The following is a 14,877-nucleotide window of genomic DNA, read 5'->3' on the forward strand; positions in this document are numbered from 1 at the left end:
GATGAAAACAAAACTGATAGTCCTGGCAATGGCCCTCAGCTTCGCCTCGGCGCAGGCGGCGGACCGCATCGCCTTTATCCCGAAGCTGGTGGGGGTGGGCTTCTTCACCAGCGGCGGCAACGGCGCAAAAGAGGCGGGGAAAGACCTCGGCGTGGACGTCACCTACGACGGCCCAACCGAGCCGAGCGTCTCCGGCCAGGTGCAGCTCATCAATAATTTCGTCAACCAGGGCTATAACGCCATTATCGTCTCCGCCGTGTCGCCGGATGGCCTCTGCCCGGCGCTGAAGCGCGCCATGCAGCGCGGCGTCAAAGTGCTGACCTGGGATTCCGACACCAAACCGGAGTGCCGCAGCATCTACATCAACCAGGGTACCCCGGAGCAGCTCGGTGGCCTGCTGGTGGAGATGGCCGGGAAGCAGGTGACAAAACCGAATGCCAAAGTGGCGTTCTTCTACTCCAGCCCGACCGTCACCGACCAGAACCAGTGGGTGAAAGAGGCGAAGGCCAAAATCGAAAAAGATCATCCCCAGTGGCAGATAGTGACCACCCAGTTTGGCTATAACGACGCCACCAAATCCCTGCAAACCGCCGAAGGGATCTTAAAAGCGTACCCGGATCTGGATGCGATCATCGCCCCGGATGCCAACGCTCTGCCTGCCGCGGCGCAGGCGGCGGAAAACCTGAAGCGGGAAGGGGTGGCGATTGTCGGATTCAGTACGCCTAACGTCATGCGTCCGTACGTCGAGCGCGGCACGGTTAAAGCCTTCGGCCTGTGGGATGTGGTGCAACAAGGCAAAATTGCGGTCAATGTCGCCGATCGTTTGTTGAAAAAAGGCGATCTTAACGTCGGCGACAGCGTGGAGGTAAAAGATATCGGTACGCTGAAGGTCGAGCCGAATAGCGTCCAGGGCTACCAGTATGAAGCAAAAGGCAACGGCATCGTGCTGCTGCCAGAGCGCGTGGTGTTCACCAAAGAGAACATCAACAAATACGATTTCTGACGGGGGAGCAAATGGCTGATTTAGACGACATCAAAGACGGTAAGGATTTTGGCATCGGTACACCGCAGCAAAATGTACCGTTCACCCTGAAGGGCTGTGGCTCGCTGGACTGGGGCATGCAGTCCCGGCTTTCGCGCATCTTCAACCCAAAAAGCAACCGCACGGTGATGCTGGCCTTTGACCACGGTTACTTCCAGGGGCCGACCACCGGTCTTGAGCGTATCGATCTCTCTATCGCGCCGCTGTTCGCCGAAACCGACGTGTTGATGTGTACCCGCGGTATTTTGCGCAGCACCGTACCGGCCGCCACCAATAAACCGGTGGTCCTGCGCGCCTCCGGCGGTAACTCAATTCTGGGCGAGCTGTCGAACGAGTGCGTGGCAGTGGCAATGGAAGACGCGCTGCGCCTGAACGTCTGTGCGGTGGCGGCGCAGGTGTACATTGGCAGTGAATTCGAGCATCAGTCGATCAATAACATCATCAAGCTGGTGGATGCGGGGGCACGCTACGGGATGCCCGTGCTGGCGGTGACGGGCGTCGGCAAGGAGATGGCGCGCGATGCGCGTTACTTCTCGCTCGCCAGCCGTATTGCCGCCGAAATGGGGGCGCAGTTTGTCAAAACCTACTATGTGGATGAAGGATTCGAAAAAGTGACCGCCAGCTGCCCGGTGCCGATCGTCATCGCCGGGGGGAAAAAGCTGCCGGAGCACGAGGCACTGGAGATGTGCTGGCGCGCGATTGACCAGGGAGCCTCCGGCGTGGACATGGGGCGCAACATCTTCCAGTCCAGCGCGCCGCTCGCCATGCTGAAGGCGGTGAAGAAAGTGGTTCACGAGAACATGAGCGCCCGGGAGGCGTTCCAGTTCTGGCAGGAAGAGAAACAGGGAGAAGCGAAATGAACGTGACGTTAGTGGAGATCAACATCAAACCCGAGCGGGTGGACGAGTTTCTGGAGGTGTTTCGCGCCAACCACGAGGGCGCGATTCAGGAGCCGGGAAACCTGCGTTTTGACGTGTTGCAGGACCCCCGGGTGAAAACCCGGTTCTTTATCTACGAGGCCTATAAAGACGAAGAGGCGGTGCTGGCGCATAAAAAAACGCCCCACTACCTGGCCTGCGTGGATAAGCTCGAGGAGCTGATGTCGGAGCCGCGCAAAAAACGCAGTTTTGTGGGGCTGCTGCCGGAGTGACAAATTAACCGGCAGCCAGCGATTCAATGGGGATAGTGGTGAAAGAGGCGAAGAATAACGGATGTTATATTCTGGCGCCGGTTGTCTTTTATTTCATCTATCCCCAACGATGAGCTGACGTTAAAAAACGCCTCTTCCATTATCTTATGACGCCAGCAATCCTTTCAATCAGATAGGGATAGAACGGATTCGAGGTGATACGCATTAAGGAGTCCATATCTGCCAGCAATACCGCTCGCTCCCCTCTGACGCGTAAAACACCCAGACTCAGACCATAGTGATTCGGTTCATAGGGTTCACTTCCATATAAGGAGTCATGGACAGGAAACGGGAGGGCGACATGAGAGAGTGAAAAAACATCTCTCGGATAGCGCACATTAAGGGGCTGCACGTCTGCTGTTGTTGAGTGCGATAAGTGTGTCGAAGCGACCATGTTCATACTCTCTGAAGAGGCGTTTTTGACGATAGTCGTCGTGTAAGTACGCTGTGGTGTTGCCAGTAAGTGTGATAGCGCGCGATCCGAAGAGTGGCGAAACAGTGCACGAAAATTGACCGCACGATTAATATCAAACAACACCAGCTCGCTACCGTTATCCGGTAGATTTTGATGGAGCACGTCCAGCACTGCCCGGGTACTGACTGTGGAATCAAGAACGGACTGAAACGTAAGCACATGAGGAAGATCTTTCCAGCCAGCCGATGACTTGCGCCGCGTAAGATCCCGTTTCAATGTCTCAGTCAGAAGATAAGCCTGCCGCGCACCATTCACGGGAAAAGAGTTATATTTAAAAGGATTAAATTCTGGTACCAGACCTAACCAGGCCGCACGAGAAAAGGCCGGGAGAAAGGCTGTCCATTCGGCCATTCCCGAAAACCGAGCAAAGCGGCTTATGCCTATCATGGGAGAAATCAGGACAATTTGTTGTGGCTTCTTCAGGCTCTCATCATCAAGGGCATCGATGGCATATTTCATGGCCAGCGCCCCACCATTGGAAAAACCAACAATATGCAGCGGCGCATCCGCATGGGTCATTTTTGTTGCCTCGCGCACCGCAAGGCGCGTTGCTGCCAGCCAGTCCTGCCATTTTACATCCGTTAATGCCCCGGGTACGGTTCCATGGGCAGGTAGACGGATCCCGATGGCGACAAACCCTTCTTTTTGATAGAGCCGGGCAATATGCTGCAGGCTGTAAGGGGAGTCCGTAAGTCCATGCAGTAACACGACAGCCCCTCTCGGTTCCGCCTGTGGGCGCATGATGTAGGATCGATTCCAGTCTGTGGGAAGGGTGTCCGGAAATACCGGGCTTGACGGGTTATAACGATTTAAACTCGTTGTATCCTGATCGGTTTGCTTCATAACGACATTGTTATGCACCTCCATGAAGAGGGCGTTTTCAGCATTGATATAGTCATCCCAGTCGGCCCGATCGATCTCGTGTTCGCGTAATTCATTAGGGACAAAAGTATGCCAGGGCTGGAGTTCGCCGCTACGCTGTACCCAATAAAACAAGCCTGTCATTGCACAAAGCGTGAAGCCCAAAAGGATAAAAATACAACGCTTCAACACTCTAATACTTTTCTTGCGCATAAATCCTCTAAACATAGATATTCAACCTGATATCTGCTGTATTTAGGTTTTAAAGCGCAGCGTGGTTGATGATGGGGGCACAGAATAAAGATATGGACATCGCATAAACTATGCTTTTAACCATTGCATGATCAGCAAGGAGTTAATGGCGAAATTGATATGCGCGACGATAGATAACATAATACTAAGCGCTGCCACAAACAGAACCTTGAGGTTGAGGATGCGTGTTTTTTTTAAGTTTGCATCCAGCCATAACATATTCCTTATTTTATTCTTTTGAAATAAATACATTATCCCCATAGATAAATATAAGAGAGGCATGATAATGCTTACTGAATTGATCTGTAACAGCAGTAATTCACTGCCAACTAATGCAAATAGCCATGAAATAAATAGCAGCATAAGCGTTGCTCCTCAGTTTTTTTTGTTGGTAAGGTAAAACCAAATCATAAACAGAACATCTAAAAACAACCAAACCCCGCCCAGCAACAAAACGTGCGAGACAGCACCCGGCCAGAACAAAGCGCCATTGGGAGAAACAGAAAAGAAATCCTGTCCCCAGACCAGGCGTGCCACAATCATGAAAAGGGGCAGCAATAAAAGGTTGAACAGAAAAAGATAACGGATAAAGTTTGGTTTTCTGGGACGTCTGATATTTTCTTCCGGGAACATGGTTTCCTCACTGGTTTCGGTGAAAATAAAAAGGCATTCTAGTGCGAAAAGATAGATGGAACTTAAACACACGTCATTTTATAGCGTGCGCAGCTGCCACCTCGCTGATTAATGAATGAGAGTATGGTGAGTGAGGATCTCTTGTTTGTTTGAACTTCATATAACATCGCCCCCTAAAATAAGCCACCAGACAGAGCTTGTTTAAGGTTCTGACTTCTTTTTTTTAATGTAGATTAGGTGATAACAAATGTTTAAAAAAACACTCACAGTAGTGGCAATTCTTTCAACTCTTTCTGTTGGTGCTAACGCCGCTGAAATTGGCGCTCAGTTAGGTACACAACATACGGAGTTAAATGCACTAATTGCGCCAGAGCCGACCGGTATTTTTTATACTGCAAACTGGGCTAACAATTATAATGATGGCCGTAATTCTGGCGGTGTCGGCCTGGGTTATCAGGTGTCTCTGGGTAAAGCCGATCTTTACGCAGGTGCCAAGGCCATCTATATGGCGCCTAAGAAAGGTGATAATGGATTTGCGGCACCGATTGGTGGCGGGGTTCGTGTCCATTTTAGCGATGAGGTGTATGCCTATGGTGAAGGTTATACCGCGCCACGTGGCCTGAACAATGCCGTCGAAAATTATGTTGAAGTTGATGCAGGGTTGGCCTGGCAGGTACGAGATGAGGTGAAACTCAAAGCGGGTTACCGTCATATTAGCGTTCATGGTAAATCCGGTACGCCTAATCATACGCTGCTTGATGGTGCTTACCTGGGCGCCGCACTTCAATTCTAAACAAACACTCACCGCGAGCCCTACGCTCGCGGTGAGTCGTTGCATATAATCCAGTCATTTTTCTTTACCCTCCTTTTTATCCAGAGACTCTTCTTCCTTCTTCTCTTAAAACATTTCCTTTCCTGCGCTGATAGTAAAAAGACCGAGAGTGTAATGCAGGGCTGAGCCCTGCTACAGGTTGTAACGTAACCACCCGAAGAGTACGTTTCCGTTATTATAGGTGCCAGGAATATAGGTGAACTGGATGTTCACATTTTTATAACTCGCTGAAAAAAGTGGGAATATAATCGGTAAGGGAATGTAGTTGCCCATATCTTTACGCGCCGTTATCCCGGCGGTCACCCCTAATCCCAACCTGAAATCTTTTTGTTGGTCTGGATGCCATCCTTTCTCCCATGCATAGCCGGTGACCGGTTGCCACTCATTATGTGAGTCTTTAAACACCATTCCATACAGTGCACTCCAGTTGCCATTGCTGTGATGACGAGAAACCCCCACTCCGGCACCCCAGGGCATTTCATTATAGCGATCGGTCTTTTCTTTATCGTACATGAACCGGTTATGCCAGCTGATAAAAGGAAGATAAATATCGTGGCTATCATAATCTGTCCAGGTTTGCGTAATATCGGAAACAATCCTGCTGCCCCAGCTTGCTGCATTTTCATCAGCATGAGTCTGGCCATAGGCACGTGTAGCAAAAAGAAGTAACCCGCTCCAGAGTAAAACAGAGCAAATCAACAAAAATAAATGATAAAAGCCGCCGATAAAGTCGATTTTTTCCTTACAGGGCTGCCAGGGGGTAGTGCTTTTCATTGCGAACACTCCAGTGGATAAAAGTAGTTAAAAAATAATAAATAGGCCAGCGCATTAACAAAACATGAGACGAATTGTTAATAGCGCCAGAGATGACTGATTTTCTAAAACGAAATGACTAAGGTTGGATATTACGCCATCCTTAGTCATTGTGATTTAATTTATGGCTTTCTTTTTAAGGAGTTCGAACTCCTCCTGGCTAATAACGTCCTGGTCTAATAGTTTTTTGGCGTCTGATATTTGCTCCGCTGGGGATTTACAAAGACTATATTGTGCTGCGGCATTCGCATCCAGTCTGTAAGCACGTTGTCTTTTGGCCATTCCCTTACCTCTCAGAATGAGATAAAAAATAGAGGTGATCAGCGGGATGAAAAGTAACAGCATTATCCAGAGCGATTTAAAGAAGCCGTTGAGTGTATTGTCACGGAATAAATCAGTAACGATCTGGAAAATAACAAACAGATACGCAATTAAAAAGAATATAGAAAACAGGGTGGCTGCCATATTCCAAAATTGTAATAGATGAGTCGTCACAATGATGCCCTCTTAAGGATATAAATGGTCACATGGAATGAATAAAAGATAAAAACCTGCCACAAAAAATTTTCATCCTTAATGAAAAGGACAATCATCCTGTTGTGGCAGATATGATTAAGCGCGTTATTGAGCTGGAGAGATCGTTACCTGACCGCGATGCGAGGTAATATTTACACGTTGCCCTACGAAAAATTCACCTTCACGGGCAGGCTGCACGGTGACGAACTCTTGCCCGTTATCAGGACGAATAAAGAGTTCAGCCGCATTTTGTCGCGCCATTCCTCGTTGTATCGACTGTCCTGCCATCGCGCCAGCAACGGTACCGCCAGCCGTCGCCAGCAGACGGCCGCTTCCGCCACCAATAGCATTACCGGCAGCACCGCCAATCAACGCGCCCCCGACTGTACCGGCAGCGCTGCTTCCGGTGTCGTTTTGGATTGTTATGTATCTCACCCCTGTGATTGTGCCGTGCGACAGTGCCATCACCTGACCGGAAAGCGCAGCACTTGCATGGTGGGCAGAACCAACGGGTTTTTCAGTACAGCCAGCCAATGCCAGCAAACCGGCCAAAATTAAAACAGAACGTGTAAACATCTCTCTTCCTTATGAGTAATCAACGGCATCACGAATTAATGGACATGTCATACAGTGGCCGCCACCGCGTCCACGCCCTAATTCACTCCCAACAATTTCAATGACCTCAACGCCTTCTTTACGCAAACGGTCGTTTGTTTTGGTATTGCGGTCATAGGCGATAACGACACCTGGAGACATGGTGACCACGTTATTTCCGCTATCCCATTGCTGACGCTCGGTGTCGTAAACATTGCCTTCGGTTTCAACGACCCTGAGCGATTGTAAATTGAGTGCCCTGGCTACCACCTCTGTTAACGGCTCTGAATAATGCTCCAGACGCATTCCGCCTGGGGAGTCGTCCTTAATCAGTGAAAAGACTTCGATTTGATCAACAATGGCGGGATAAAGCGTCACTAAATCTCTGTCACAAAAGGTGAATACGGTATCCAGGTGCATCGCCGCTCTGAGCTTCGGCATCGCGGCAATAATGACGCGCTCGACATGGCTAAGCGGGTTCGAAAACAGGGCAGATGCAAGCTGGGCAATGGCCTGATAGGACGTTCGTTCGCTCATACCGATTAAAACGGTCTTGTTGCCAATAGGCATAACATCGCCGCCTTCAAGGGTGGCGGATCCGTGATAACGCGTTGGATCTCCCCACCATGTAGTGATCGTCTGACGGGTGAAGTCCGGATGGAACTTATAGATAGCAGTGGTCAGTAACGTTTCTTCACGGCGAGCCTGCCAGTAAAGGGGATTAAGCGTAACCCCGTTATAAATCCAGCTGGTGGTATCTCGTGTATAAAGCGTATTCGGCAACGGCGGGAGCAAATATTCACGCAGCCCTGTCGCTCTTCCGACGAGTTCAAGTTCTTCTTTATCGCCCCTGTGTCTGTTCAGCAAATCATAGGTTGAAAGCCCGCCGATCATAAACTCAGCCAGCCGATCTGCGGGTAACGAATCCAGGAACGAGCGTGTTTCATTAAGCAAACCCAACGGGATTTCATCAGCAGTAATCTGCTGTTCGATGAGCCAGTTGCGTGCCTGACGGTTAGCCAGCGTTTCGGAGAGCAGATCATGCATCTCAACAACGTCAACACCGCATCCGCGCATTTTGTTAATAAAATCGAGATGATCCTGACGGGCACGCTCTACCCACATGACATCATCAAATAACAGTCGGTCGCAATTGCCCGGCGTAAGACGGCTATGTGCTAACCCAGGGGCGCACACCATCACTTTGCGTAACTGGCCGACCTCGGAGTGAACACCCAGTGGTATATCTTGCATAGTGTCTCCTTAAGAGAGTAATTAAATGGTAATATTTCCGTTTATAATTCCATAAATACAGGCCAAAGCCGCGAGCACGATGGCGGTAAATAATATTCGTTCCGTACCAGAGAATATTTTTTTGTTTTGCTCACGCTTAGCAATGTAATAAAGCAGTGTGCCAGGCGCATAAATAACGGCGGACAGCAGCACATACGTTAATCCGCCGGCATAAATCATCAACGAGGCATAGGCAGTGGCAATGACAGAGATCACCAGGTCTTTATAATATCCCTTTGTGCACTGTTCGTAGGTTTCTCGTGTAATAACCAGCTTCAGGCTATATGCAGCAACCAGAAGATAAGGGATAAGCGTCATCGCGCTGGTTAGCTCAAGGGCTAACAGGAATGCGTAATCGCTGAAAAAAGTGATAATTAAGAACAGCTGTATCGCGATATTCGTCAACCATACGGCTGAAGAGGGAACCCGCCAGCGATTCTCGCGTGCAAAAACGGCAGGCATGCTCTTTTTCAACGCCGCGGAATAAATAACCTCCGCAGCGAGCAATGACCAGGAAAGATAGGCTCCGAGGACAGAGATAATTAACCCCACGCTGATGAAAATCATGCCCCAGCGTCCCACTATGCTTTCGAGAACACCGGCCATTGAGGGTTGCCGTAAGGCTCCCAGCTCGGCCTGGGGCATAACGCCATAAGAAAGCATGGTGACTAACATCAGTAAGCACAGCACCCCGATGAAGCCGAATACGGTCGCCAGGCCAACGTCTTTCCGGTTAGTTGCATAACGCGAGTAGATACTTGCCCCTTCGATTCCAAGGAATACGAATACGGTCACCAACATGGTGCTTCTGACCTGGGAAAAGATTGATCTGAAGAGAGGAGGTTCTCCGGCGGCCCCGCCCCAGAAATTAAGCATAAACATCTCTTTTTTGAATGCCATTATCAGAATGACGATAAATACAAAAATAGGGATGATCTTGGCACAGGTGGCCAGGGTATTGATAAAGGCCGCTTCTTTAATACCCCGCAATACCAGGAGATGAAAAGACCATAAAACAACTGATGAGACAGCGATTGCCAGCAGCGTATTACCTTCGCCAAATGCAGGGAAAAAAGCGCCTAATGTTGATTTAATTAAAATAAAATAGGATACGTTGCCGATACATGTACCCGCCCAAAAACCAAGTGCCGAAATGAAGCCCGGATATTCGCCGAAACCGGCTTTGGCGTAGCTAAAGACGCCCGCATTGAGTTCAGGCTTTCTTTGCGCAAGGTTCTGGAATACAAATGCCAGCATCAGCATACCGCCACCGGCAATCACCCAGGCAATAATTGCACCAAGCCCACCGGTTGCTCGTCCGAATGCAGCAGGTAATGAAAATATACCCGCTCCGATCATCGCTCCGACGACAAGCGTCGTTAAAGACCAAAGCGATAGCGTATTGGTCGTAGATTTGTTCATATAATTGTCTTAACAATGAAGCTGTGATTGATGAAGTGTGAGTTTAAAAGCGTTAAATATACCGTACTTAAATGAAGTTAATTTTTATGCCATCAAGGCTGCACAGGGGCTGGCTGTAACTCAGATCGCACCGTTTAGATCGTAATAATAACCCTCTTCTCTTTGATTTTTGATTTTCCCGCTGTTGTAGGGCGCCAGTTTCTTTCTCAGACGACCAATAAGCACCTCGACGGTATTGTTTTCTTTACCCATCCAGTCGTGGTAGAGATGTTTCATGATTTTACGTTTGCTCAGCGCCTTGCCTTTGTTCTTCACCAGTAGCTTCATAATTTCAAATTCAAAACGGGTCAGTCGAATTTTTTGCTTGTTGATGAAGAGTACTTTACTGTTTAAATCGAGCTCTAAATTACCTGCAGTAATACGGCTGGAAGGGGTGAGATAATTCCGGCGTACTAAAACCCAAATTCTGATGATAATCTCTTCAATATGACTAGACTTGACAACATAATCGTCAGCGCCGCTTTCAAACGCTTTCACCTTATGTTCAATATTGTTGCTGCTGTTAAGGATCATGATGCGGATAGTGCGCCCTTCGCGTCGCCACTTACGAATCGCCTGTAACTCAGCAGTGGAAAGCGTTTCAGATGCCATAATCAGGAGTTCAGCTTTATTTGAAAACATAAACATTTCCACTTCCTCAATACTCGAAGATACATCAGTTAAAATACCTGCTTCTTCAATTTGGGTTTTCAAATAATGCTGATTTATAATGTTAGGGTCTAATATTAACACGCGCATATCTTCCTCTCACTTTGTTGCTTCGCCTGTTAGGGTTAATGACATTTTATGAAATGGATTTCTATGCTTTAAGATAAAAGCATCGTCACCAAAAAGTTGGCTAAATAATACTTTCGAAATAAATTCAAACAATTCTTTTATGAAGGATATTAGAAATACAAAATAAAAAAATGCAGAATAAAAGAAGTGAAGGGAAGAGTATGAGAAAAGCAGAGGAAGTAGAATTTAATCAAGAAGAATCACCTTTAATAAGGTTTTTGTTCTGCTTTTTTTGGCAGGCAGGGTGTTTGTTTAGATGAACGTATGGTTGCTCCAATTGCTTTCTGGTTGGGTTTTTGTTAAGAGTTAAGTGCGAATTTTATTTCTTGATTTAACAATCTATACATCTGTCTTGCATTCATAACATTAGCACAATGAGCCATGTGCTTGCGTCAATAAACTCATTTTCGGCAAATAAATATGGCACGCTGCAAATCGCTTATTCTCCAGGTTTTGGGGTCAAGCTTCTGGATCTTATAGTGCAGGACAGGTTGGCTGGTGGTGAGTTTTTCAATCAGCAAAGAAGGTGCATTATCCTGCGGATTAGCAAGAAATTTACCTTTCGTAACTTTATGGAATCCGTTTTGCACGTCTGTGTCGATGGTCATGTTTCCTGTACGATCGACAAGGTACTCTTTACCATAATAGTTCAACGTGCCGTATTCGCTGACCGTGACGAGACCATCGTTGGTAATATGGAAAACAATTTTGATATTTCCATTAATCCCTTGCTGGACATTTTTTGAATCTTCATAGTTGATATGTACCGTCGACATACAGTTCATCGGTAGGTAATCATAAACACCAACAAGCTTGTATATTCCCATTGCAAGCAAGGGAAGCATCAACAGGCATAAAACAATATTAATTGTTGTTAATATTGACGAAGTTTTCGCATTCATGTCCTTTCCCTGTATTTTGTTTGCCACACAGGGCAATGTGAGTTGAGTACACCTTGCTTTTTAAAGGCGCTCTGTTGTCATCAAAATAGATATTTTTGGGATATTGCTGGCATTTTAATGCGATTCTTTGCCCTAAATTTGTATTAAAAAATGAGTCAATATTCTCTTGTTTGACGCCATTTTCGTCAGTATAGACATCGCATAATCCGACTGACTTATATTTATGCATAGAGCTATCGTTTAAATGGTACAAATAAAAGGCAGTGATGGTGCTCACCATTAAAACGGTTAATATTATTGTGCTAATATAAAAACCTTTGTGCGAGGAACAGATTTTTTTAAATTTTTCGTACGTGCTATTACGTGTAGTACTAACACGAGTACACTGGCAGTGCAGTACAAATCCTTGCTTTGGTATTGTTTCGATTTTGTCTTCAAGCGAGAATTCAAGAAATGCTTTTCGCAACAGGGATATGTTTCGGTTCAGGTTGTTATCAGAAGCAACCAGACCATGTTCTTCCCAGACTTTTTCAAGGAGTTCAGTACGGCTGACCTGAGAATTATTGGCGTCAATAAGTGCATTTAATAATCGCGACGTCGCCAGTGAAAGCTCAACTTTGCGTTTATTATCGGTTAAAATGCGCGATTCATCATTATAATGCACTATCCCGTCAAGTAGGTACTGCATAGCTTAAACGTCCTCGCAAATGAATCTAAGCATTATAATTTTAGCGCTACTATTATTCAATCTTCTGATTTCTATTAAGAGTCGAGAAGACGTATTTTTACCGGGTTAATTACACGTAGACAGAGGGACAAACTGCGAGGGCGGGGACGTTGCTTTCTCAACCATTCCTGAGAATGATTACTTTATGAATGATGCGGTGTGGCCGGGTAAGCGCAGCGCCACCCGGCGTTTTTCAGGCCAGTTCCAATTTCGCAAGGATCGCTGAAAGCGCCTCGCGCGGCTCTCCCTGAATTGCCTGCAACGGGAACGGCAAGCCGGGTGTTGCCACTTTTCCCCTCATTTCCGCCGCTGCCGCGATGACCCTTACGCTACCGTAACGACGGAACAGATCCCATAGCGGCTCTAACCGTTCTGACTCTGTACTTTTCCCCGAACGCGCTATCGCCAGCGCCGCTTTTGGGAACAACCCCGCGAGAACCGAATACCAGACGTCAAACCCGGCCTGCAAGGCTGAGGCTGCCCGCCAGTCACCGGCGATACCCAGTGTGACCGTATCAGGAAGCCGGGCACGTACCTGCGACAGATCCTCCGGCACGCGGCCAAGCTTGATGGAGCCCACATTTGGCAGAGACGCGACGGCAAACAGCAATTCATCGCTAAACGCAAAACCGGTCGTGGCAGGGTTATCGTAAATGCACAGCGGTACGGAGAGCTGGCGGGTCACCGTTTCATAGAGCTTAAATACTTCCTCATCCGTTAATCGCTGGTACGACACGGGTGCCATCAGCACGCCGGAGACTCCGGCCGTTTGCGCGTCGTCAGCCAGACGCAGAATATCGTCCAGCCGCATTGCGCCGATGCTGACGATAACCGGTATGTTACCGGCATGTTCCACCGCACAGCGTGTCACCCGGGCACGCTCTTCAACGGTCAGATAGGCATAGCTCCCGGTCGAGCCAAGAATGCCCAGTGAATCGACGCCTGCCTCAACCACGGGAGAGAGCAGATGCGTAAAGGCCTGCTCATCAAACGTGCCGTTTTTCAGGGGCGTTAACGGAAATGCGCTGATTCCACTAAACATTTTTTATCCTCTTACAGGGTCAGTAACTGCCTGTGCACCACTGCACCCGGCATCAGACGTTGCAGGTTATCAATCAGATCCGCTCCGGCTTCTTCCAGTGCCGTAAGCGGCATTGACGGCAGACTTTCCAGAATAAACCACATGATTTGCGCCTGACTGTCAAGACGCGTCCGTATACCCTGGCGCCAGTTCCAGCGACGGCAAGTAACACCGAGGTCGTCGCGCCAGATAACCTCGCCCGGCTCCGGGTATTCCACCACCGGCTGCCCCTCTTTGAAGGTATCAAACGGCTCGCTGCCGTCCGCCAGCGTCAGGCGCGGCGCGCCTGAATAAGTCGCAAGATTTTCTCCACCAACCGGGATGGCGTAGCGAATGCTCACCGCGTTGTAGATATCCACCACCGGATCGAGCGGTGGCAGCGAGCCGTCTTTTAAGACCCGCTTACGTAAGGCGGATGCCGAGCAGGGCGTACGTTTCGGTTTTGCGCCGAAGGCCTTAAATACTTCATCCCAGCCGGAAAGGTGCGCGTCAGCCCACGGCACATCATCATTAAGCATCTGCTGGCAGGCTTGCGTGAGCACGGCCGGAGCGACTTCCGGGTGGGTAACCGGCGCAGCTTCCACCAGAATGCTCAGCGCCCGAAAGCCCGGGGCAATTGCGGCAAGGCGCGGGTCTATTGACGGCGTAACGAGAGACATAAATAATCCTGTATTGACTGTTTTATACCATGGTAGTGACCAATGACTGAAAAAGTCAATATAATGACTGAACAGGGTGCCGATATCGCCCAGGTAAGCCTGGCCGTAGCGAACCGCATACGCAACTGGCGTAAAGAGAAAAAACTGTCGCTGGATGAGCTCTCGCGGCGTGCCAGCGTCAGCAAAGGCATGCTGGTGGAGATCGAAAAGGGCGCAGCCAACCCCAGCATCGCCATTTTGTGCAAGCTGGCTGCCGCGCTTGGTATCTCAGTGGCGGATATCGTTAACGTCTCCAGCGAGCCGCTGGTGCACGTTATCGAAGAAGCCGCGATCCCGGTGCTGTGGCAGGGGGAAAAGGGCGGACGCGCCAGACTGCTGGCAGGAACCGCGGGCCCGGATATGATTGAGCTATGGCAGTGGGAGATGCAGCCGGGAGAGCGTTTTACCTCTTCGGGGCATCCGGCGGGCACCTTTGAGCTGCTGCACGTGAACGAAGGCATATTAACCCTGACGGTGGACGAGACGGTTACGCAGGTTGCTGCCGGGGCATCGGCGGTGGCGAAAACGGAAGCCGCGCACGGCTATGCCAATGAGGGAAAAAAGGTGCTGCGCTTTACCATGACGGTGGCGGAGTTTCACCGATAAAAAGCAGCCCGGTGGCGCTACTGTATGACCGGATACATAGGTGACAGATCAGACCGGGAACATAGGTAACACTTTTAGTCTATCCGGAGCACACTCTCGGTTTT

At 48.9% G+C, this 14,877-nt stretch carries 18 protein-coding genes; 5 read left to right on the forward strand and 13 right to left on the reverse strand.

Annotation, left to right across the window (positions count from 1 at the left end; translation table 11 throughout):
* Window position 1: 1 nt before the first annotated feature.
* Genes lsrB through lsrG form a run of 3 tightly spaced genes read left to right on the forward strand, consistent with a single transcriptional unit; the run spans window position 2 to window position 2,192 of the window.
* Window positions 2-1,003, forward strand: coding sequence for an autoinducer 2 ABC transporter substrate-binding protein LsrB (gene lsrB / locus AX755_RS22505; protein WP_020689399.1), 1,002 nt, complete (start codon window positions 2-4; stop codon window positions 1,001-1,003).
* An 11-nt stretch (window positions 1,004-1,014) separates the two neighbouring features.
* The gene (gene lsrF / locus AX755_RS22510; protein WP_029883832.1) at window positions 1,015-1,902 is read left to right on the forward strand and encodes a 3-hydroxy-5-phosphonooxypentane-2,4-dione thiolase; all 888 of its coding nucleotides are present in this window, start codon (window positions 1,015-1,017) and stop codon (window positions 1,900-1,902) included.
* Entirely contained in the window at window positions 1,899-2,192 is a 294-nt protein-coding gene (lsrG, locus tag AX755_RS22515; protein WP_013098845.1) for a (4S)-4-hydroxy-5-phosphonooxypentane-2,3-dione isomerase, read from the forward strand. Before lsrF ends, lsrG begins: the two co-directional genes overlap by 4 nt.
* A gap of 139 nt (window positions 2,193-2,331) precedes the next feature.
* Here lsrG and AX755_RS22520 read toward each other — a convergent pair whose 3' ends face one another.
* The 3 genes from AX755_RS22520 to AX755_RS22530 all read right to left on the reverse strand — a co-directional run bounded on the left by AX755_RS22520 (window position 2,332) and on the right by AX755_RS22530 (window position 4,452).
* Complete coding sequence (locus AX755_RS22520; protein ID WP_062857492.1) at window positions 2,332-3,780, reverse strand: alpha/beta hydrolase; 1,449 nt, start codon at window positions 3,778-3,780, stop codon at window positions 2,332-2,334.
* Window positions 3,781-3,888: 108 nt separating this feature from the next.
* Window positions 3,889-4,182: a hypothetical protein gene (locus AX755_RS22525; protein WP_062857482.1), complete on the reverse strand. Its 294-nt coding sequence runs from the start codon at window positions 4,180-4,182 to the stop codon at window positions 3,889-3,891.
* A 12-nt stretch (window positions 4,183-4,194) separates the two neighbouring features.
* A complete protein-coding gene (locus AX755_RS22530; protein ID WP_045902634.1) occupies window positions 4,195-4,452 on the reverse strand; it encodes a hypothetical protein in 258 nt (85 codons plus the stop codon).
* Between the two features lie 247 nt (window positions 4,453-4,699).
* On the opposite strand from AX755_RS22530, the gene AX755_RS22535 reads away from it, so the two are divergent.
* Entirely contained in the window at window positions 4,700-5,245 is a 546-nt protein-coding gene (locus AX755_RS22535; RefSeq protein WP_013098838.1) for a YfaZ family outer membrane protein, read from the forward strand.
* A gap of 171 nt (window positions 5,246-5,416) precedes the next feature.
* Here the strand turns inward: AX755_RS22535 and pagP are convergent, their stop codons facing one another.
* The 10 genes from pagP to AX755_RS22585 form a co-directional block, all read right to left on the reverse strand.
* Window positions 5,417-6,058, reverse strand: coding sequence for a lipid IV(A) palmitoyltransferase PagP (gene pagP / locus AX755_RS22540; RefSeq protein WP_073971498.1), 642 nt, complete (start codon window positions 6,056-6,058; stop codon window positions 5,417-5,419).
* 156 nt (window positions 6,059-6,214) lie between these two features.
* On the reverse strand, window positions 6,215-6,592 hold the full coding sequence (locus AX755_RS22545; protein ID WP_062857483.1) for a PLDc N-terminal domain-containing protein: 378 nt from the start codon (window positions 6,590-6,592) through the stop codon (window positions 6,215-6,217).
* Window positions 6,593-6,718: 126 nt separating this feature from the next.
* On the reverse strand, window positions 6,719-7,189 hold the full coding sequence (locus AX755_RS22550; RefSeq protein ID WP_062857484.1) for a glycine zipper 2TM domain-containing protein: 471 nt from the start codon (window positions 7,187-7,189) through the stop codon (window positions 6,719-6,721).
* Between the two features lie 9 nt (window positions 7,190-7,198).
* On the reverse strand, window positions 7,199-8,461 hold the full coding sequence (locus AX755_RS22555) for an arginine deiminase (RefSeq protein WP_062857485.1): 1,263 nt from the start codon (window positions 8,459-8,461) through the stop codon (window positions 7,199-7,201).
* A gap of 21 nt (window positions 8,462-8,482) precedes the next feature.
* Entirely contained in the window at window positions 8,483-9,922 is a 1,440-nt protein-coding gene (locus tag AX755_RS22560) for a basic amino acid/polyamine antiporter (RefSeq protein WP_062857486.1), read from the reverse strand.
* A 120-nt stretch (window positions 9,923-10,042) separates the two neighbouring features.
* Window positions 10,043-10,720, reverse strand: a complete 678-nt coding sequence (locus tag AX755_RS22565; protein WP_062857487.1) for a winged helix-turn-helix domain-containing protein — start codon at window positions 10,718-10,720, stop codon at window positions 10,043-10,045.
* Between the two features lie 440 nt (window positions 10,721-11,160).
* The gene (locus AX755_RS22570; RefSeq protein WP_032618564.1) at window positions 11,161-11,661 is read right to left on the reverse strand and encodes a hypothetical protein; all 501 of its coding nucleotides are present in this window, start codon (window positions 11,659-11,661) and stop codon (window positions 11,161-11,163) included.
* The gene (locus tag AX755_RS22575; protein ID WP_062857488.1) at window positions 11,624-12,349 is read right to left on the reverse strand and encodes a winged helix-turn-helix domain-containing protein; all 726 of its coding nucleotides are present in this window, start codon (window positions 12,347-12,349) and stop codon (window positions 11,624-11,626) included. Before AX755_RS22575 ends, AX755_RS22570 begins: the two co-directional genes overlap by 38 nt.
* Before the next feature lie 232 nt (window positions 12,350-12,581).
* Window positions 12,582-13,430 carry a dihydrodipicolinate synthase family protein gene (locus AX755_RS22580; protein WP_062857489.1) on the reverse strand — a complete coding sequence of 283 codons (849 nt, stop codon included), beginning with the start codon at window positions 13,428-13,430 and terminating at the stop codon, window positions 12,582-12,584.
* Between the two features lie 11 nt (window positions 13,431-13,441).
* Window positions 13,442-14,128 carry a B3/B4 domain-containing protein gene (locus AX755_RS22585; RefSeq protein WP_062857490.1) on the reverse strand — a complete coding sequence of 229 codons (687 nt, stop codon included), beginning with the start codon at window positions 14,126-14,128 and terminating at the stop codon, window positions 13,442-13,444.
* 42 nt (window positions 14,129-14,170) lie between these two features.
* Between AX755_RS22585 and AX755_RS22590 the strand changes: the two genes are divergently transcribed.
* Entirely contained in the window at window positions 14,171-14,773 is a 603-nt protein-coding gene (locus tag AX755_RS22590; protein WP_013098828.1) for a helix-turn-helix domain-containing protein, read from the forward strand.
* Window positions 14,774-14,877: the final 104 nt, after the last annotated feature.

Origin of the sequence: Enterobacter sp. SENG-6 (assembly GCF_001605945.1) — a bacterium.
GTDB classification, from domain to species: Bacteria; Pseudomonadota; Gammaproteobacteria; order Enterobacterales; family Enterobacteriaceae; genus Enterobacter; species Enterobacter cloacae.